2 protein-coding genes and 1 pseudogene are annotated in these 5,501 nt (G+C 43.7%); 2 read left to right on the top strand and 1 reads right to left on the bottom strand.

All coding sequences use genetic code 11. The features are described 5' to 3' along the window. A pseudogene (locus GKA01_RS13370) lies at positions 1 to 114 on the bottom strand (IS5/IS1182 family transposase); the annotation flags it as partial. Positions 115 to 265: 151 nt separating this feature from the next. Between GKA01_RS13370 and GKA01_RS13365 the strand changes: the two are divergent. Together GKA01_RS13365 and GKA01_RS13360 are read left to right on the top strand one after the other, a co-directional pair. Next, positions 266 to 4,033: a class I SAM-dependent methyltransferase gene (locus GKA01_RS13365; protein ID WP_146864106.1), complete on the top strand. Its 3,768-nt coding sequence runs from the start codon at positions 266 to 268 to the stop codon at positions 4,031 to 4,033. Between the two features lies 1 nt (position 4,034). Next, positions 4,035 to 5,492: a glycosyltransferase family 2 protein gene (locus tag GKA01_RS13360; RefSeq protein ID WP_167506389.1), complete on the top strand. Its 1,458-nt coding sequence runs from the start codon at positions 4,035 to 4,037 to the stop codon at positions 5,490 to 5,492. The last annotated feature ends 9 nt before the right edge of the window (positions 5,493 to 5,501 follow it).

Below are 5,501 nucleotides of genomic sequence, written 5' to 3'. Positions count from 1 at the left end.
ATCAGGGCGGAACACCTCAAAACCCACAGTCTGGGAAAATGCTTCGAGCTGATCACCAAGCCCACTCAATCGAGCAAGCCGCTCTTCAACATCAAAGAAACCAGCCTGATTCATAGCGCCATTCCCTCAGTCAGAACCGGGCAAATGGAATCACAGAACTGGTTTCATAACCAGGGGGGGGGTCGAACCCTCCACGTCATTTGAATATATAGTCTACATATTCTAAAATCCAACTTCGACCACATCTCAATCAGGCATATTTATCATGGCAGACAATCATCTTATAACATACGACACGTTCCAAGTGCCTGATTACATACCTGCCTCTGCATGGCTGGAACATGCACCTTTTATGTCGTGGTTAGTAGGAGCTTTGAAACCAAAAATTTTTGTTGAATTGGGGTCACATCATGGATTTTCGTATTTTTGTGCCTGTCAAACTATTAGGAGATTAAATCTTTCAACTCAATGTTATGCTATTGATACTTGGAAAGGTGATGAGCACGCTGGATTTTATAGTGATGAAGTCTTTCAGGCTGTAAATATACAGAATGCTACGCATTATTCTGCATTTTCAAATCTTATCAGATCAAAATTTGATGATGCCCTTTCTCTTTTTGCGGATGGGTCAATTGATTTTCTTCATATTGATGGCCGTCATTTTTATGAAGACGTCCGTCAGGATTTTGAGGCATGGAAGCCTAAGTTAACCGCTGATGCTATTGTGCTTTTTCATGACACCAACGTTAGAGAAAACGGGTTTGGAGTTTGGAAACTCTTTCATGAACTGAGTAGGACTTATCCTAGTTTTGAATTTATTCATGGCCATGGACTAGGCATTATTGCATGCGGTAAAATTCCAGAAAGCGTAGATGCACTCTTTGCAGCTTCCAAAGAAACTGAGTGCTTTTTGCGGACTACATACTCTCGTTTGGGCCGAACCATTACAGATTTATGGTTGCTACATGAAATGCAGTCACAGAATACTATCGTTCTGAATGAAAAAAATGATATAAGAATCGAAAAAGAAAAATTAGAATTAGAATTAGCGGAAAATTTTCTTGCGGAAAAAAATAAAAGAGAAAGCCTGATCGTTAATCATCAAAAAGAATTAGAGAAAATTAAAGTCGAATATGAACAGAATCTATCAAAACAACAGTCTGAATTTAACGATAAATTAGATGAAAAAAATAGAGAGTTATCTAGACTTCAGAACAAAATAGACGATTTCAATATATCCGAAGGGATTTTAGAATCTCAAAACAAAACAATCGAAAATTTTAAAAATTTAGAGCGTGAAGCCCGTAAAACAATCGCTCATTCTGAGCAGACGATAGCAGATCTCCGTGATCATCAGCATCGTCTCGTGAGTTCCGCCAGTTGGAGAGCTACAGCACCTTTAAGAAAGATATTTGAAAAGCACCCTCGTCAAGTTCGCCTGGGCATTACTGCGTCCCGTGTAGCATGGTCAGTCGTAACACTAAAATTCGATCATCTTCAAAAACGCATAAAAGACCGACAGACCCTCGTTCGCGAAGAGGAGGAAATCGGTAAAGATTTTATCTTCGATCCTGACTTTTATACCTCTTGCTATCCTAAAGTGAGCGAAAGCGGCTGGTCACCATTAAGGCACTACCTTGTACGAGGGCAATTCATCGACGCGCGTCCGCATCCGCTCTTTGATCCCGGTTGGTATCGCGAGCAATGCGCTCTCCCGGACGGTCTGCCGGTGCTGTTGCACTATATTCGTCATGGGCGGGCAGAAGGGCGCGCTCCTAATCCGTTTTTCGATCCCAAATGGTATGTGGAACAATATCCGGATGTCGCCGCCTCCGGAATGGATCCTCTTGAACATTTCCTGAAAATCGGTGCTGATAGGTCTTATAGACCTTCGTCAAAATTCCCGTTGGATGTGTATGTAGATCGCTATCCCGATGTTAAAAACTGCGGTCTGAATCCTCTTCAGCATTATTTATTGTACGGAAAAAATGAAGGACGAGATATCTCAACATGGGATGTTGATCTCACAAATTCCTATCCCATAACAAACACTCAAATCGAGTGCCGCAAAAAACCATCAGCCGCGGAAGAGGTGGCCTTATTCGTTACCCATTCAGCAAATGGTAGAATAAAACCACATGTAAGACATTATCTTGAGTCACTTGCTCATGAAGGTATAGCCATTACGCTCATTGTAGCCGCTGACCATGGATTTGTAGATGATGAGCCTTGGCTCTACAACTTGGTTGACGGGCTTTATGTTCGGGCTAATGAAGGATGGGATTTTGGATGTTGGGCGCATGTTCTTCGCCTCAACCGTCATCTGTATAGAGCGAATATTCTTTACTGGCTCAATGATAGTCTCATCGGTCCTGTCAATCAGGTGGTATTCCATGAAATGATCCAGCGCATCCGTGCTGAAGATGCAGGGATGATCGGGCTAACGGGAAATCATGAGCGTGGATATCATATCCAAAGCTATTTCCTTGCTTTGAAGCAAGAGGCTTTACAATCATACAGTTTTCAGAAATTTGTTTTTGATCTTAGAAGCCTTCCAGATAAGGAAGATGTTATCAATGCATACGAAACCAAGCTATCGCCTTATCTCCAGAGCTCCGGGATCAAGACTGTAGCGCTCTTCAATTCAGTCAGCATTCACAACCCAACTATCTATCATTGGAAAGAACTTCTCAACGAAGGATTCCCTTTTCTGAAGGTTCTTGCTGTTACTCATAATATTCAGCATGTTGACAAGACCGGCTGGCGTGAAGAGCTGGCACGTCAGGGCTATAGAGTGATTTTGGCGGACAGGCTTTTGGACGAAAAAGCCAATCCACAGAATTTCCCTTATGATCCCAAGCTGAAACCGCATTATCCAGCGCTTGAGAACAGCCCTCGGGAAATCACTTTTCTCGGACCGCTTAATTATAGCAATGGGCTCGGCTCCGCCGCTCGTGGCTATACACGCGCACTGATGCATACAGGTTTACCACTCAATATCGAGCCCCTGAAACGATCTTTTCATATTCATCGGCAGGTTGCTCCTTCGTTGTCGATGACAACTTCTGCGGGACGTGCAGATGTGATCATCGTGAACCTGAATCCTGATTCATGGGAAAGTCTCATCGTTCCTGAACAGATGGAACTCATTAAAGCGGCAAAATTCCGGATTGGAATTTTTGTCTGGGAAGCTCAGGATATTCCTTCTGAATTTATTGAAAGAATGCGGTATCTCGATGTGGTTTGGGTGCCATCTACATTCTGTGCCAAGGCCTTTGCGCGGGTTTCTCCTGTTCCAGTACATGTTGTCCCGCATGTTGTCCCTGTTGTAGACATTCAGACGGATAATGTTCTTCTTTCAAAAGTTAAAACCCTATGTGGGTTGGAGGAAAATAGCAGGATCATTCTGTATACGTTTGATGCATCAAGCTACCTAGCCCGTAAAAATCCGCAGGCGCTTGTCCGTGCGTTTGCCAGATCTGGTCTAGAAGCTATGGGCTGGCGTCTTGTACTCAAGACAAAACATCTTGAGGAGGCGGGAGATGACGGGCGTAATTTGCGTGAGATGGTGGATGCTGTTTCAGGCGCACATCTGATAGATGGTAATCTTCCAAGTGAGGTCGTGAACGCGCTACTCGACATGGCAGATATATACGCGTCTCCACACGCTTCAGAAGGATTTGGGCTGACAATTGCCGAAGCGATGGCAAAAGGTAAGATCGTTATCGCTACTGATTTTGGGGGTAGTACGGACTTTCTGGACCAGACAAGCGGTTTCCCTGTTCCGTTCAAATCCTGGCATCTTTCTGAAGATGACGGTCCCTACCCCCAGGGTACGGTTTGGGGCCTTGTAGATGAGGATGCTTTGACAGCAACCTTGATAAAGGCGGCATCTCTTTCCGATGAGGATCGTCTGTTATTAGAGCAGAAGGCGCGGGAACGTATCAGAAGCATGCTATCAGAAGAGGAAATTTCGAAATGTATGCTAAAAAGCCTGAAGTCAATTTTCAAAATTCATGATTGCGAACATTAAAATGACAAATGATTTTGTGATTTATTCTGTGAATTCAAATGGGATTCTGAAAACCACGACGTTTGTTAATCATGACGAAATTGATGACGTGGTCTGGTATGTTTTTGTTGACTCCAAAGCAAAACTACACCCGGATATTGGGAAAATTATCGTCCATAATGGACATGTCCACCGGGATGTAGAGATATTCTACGGCGATGAAGTTTGTCTTTCAAAGGATAATCGAACAGTAAATTACCTGTGTAAGCCATCATTTGACAGAACATTATTCCTTTCCCAGGAGTACATGGGTTTACCTGTTGCAATTCGGGCTCGATCCATTGGAAATCTTATTCCCGATTATAATGTTTCTTACAGCCGTTTGTGGTTATATGAAGTCTGCGTCCGAGCTGTCGTCGGTGGGACTGCGGTTGAACGTATTACTGAAGTTCTGGCTGTTCATCCTGAAGGACGGTCCGAACTTGATCCTATCAAACGTCGTGATATCTGGCGCAAAGTGGCGAGTGAAAGCTTGGCACTTGCGGATTGCGAAATCGTTACGGGCCTGCAAAACAATCTGCTACAGTTGCGAAGAAATTTTACATTATTTCCACATGTCACACTTGTTATTCCTACTAGGCAGAGCGTGGCTCCTGCCGAAGAGTATAGTTCGTCTTTAAGGCCGATGATTTTAAATCTTCTGGATAGCCTTGATAACACGGACTGGCCCAAAGACCGTATGAAAGTTCTTGTAGGAGATGATTTGGAAGATGGAAGTATTTACGCAGAAAACGAATACTCTTTTGAATTTCAAAGAATTGTTACTCACAGAGCAGAAACACAGAATTTTAATTATGCATCTAAAATGAATGCATTATGGAAAGCTGTCGATGGAGAGTATATCGTTTTCCTGAATGACGATATTCAAGTACGTAGTCCCGGCTGGCTGCATGCCTTGATGACGTTTGCTGTTGATAAGAGTGTTGGCGGGGTAGGAGCCCGGCTACTATACCCGGACGGGCGCCTGCAGCATGTAGGCATGCCTGGCGGAGCCTATGGTCCATGTACTCATGTGTTTATTGGAATGCAGTCGGACGAGAAAACGTATCAGGATTGGGCAATCGTTCAACGGGAGTGGTCGATGGTCACTGGGGCGGTCTTTGCGACGCGTCGGAGCACTCTAGAGCAACTTGACGGCTTCGATGAAAGTTTCCCTTTAGACTATAATGATGTCGATCTTTGCCTCCGGATGCGACTTGTTGGATTGCGTGTCGTTTACACACCGTATTCAGAACTTATTCATTTTGAGAGCGCAACAAGAGGCAGGAAGTTTCCAGCTGCAGAATATACAGCAATATTTTACGAAAAATGGAAAAGCTATATTTGCGACGACCCGTCTTATCATCCACATTTGAGTAGAAATTCTCCACTGATTTCACCGAACTTCAATACTAATGATTGGTGGAATTGTTTTGTTTGACACAGAGAT

The organism is Gluconobacter kanchanaburiensis NBRC 103587 (assembly GCF_007988905.1).
Lineage (GTDB): Bacteria > Pseudomonadota > Alphaproteobacteria > Acetobacterales > Acetobacteraceae > Gluconobacter > Gluconobacter kanchanaburiensis.
Note: the sequence above shows the minus strand (reverse complement) of the source record. Positions and strands in the feature narration are given on the sequence as shown.

Excerpts from the sequence above, each read along its gene's own strand:
- GKA01_RS13360 (WP_167506389.1), top strand. The coding sequence starts at position 4,035 with ATGACAAATGATTTTGTGATTTATTCTGTGAATTCAAATGGGATTCTG.
- GKA01_RS13365 (WP_146864106.1), top strand. The coding sequence starts at position 266 with ATGGCAGACAATCATCTTATAACATACGACACGTTCCAAGTGCCTGAT.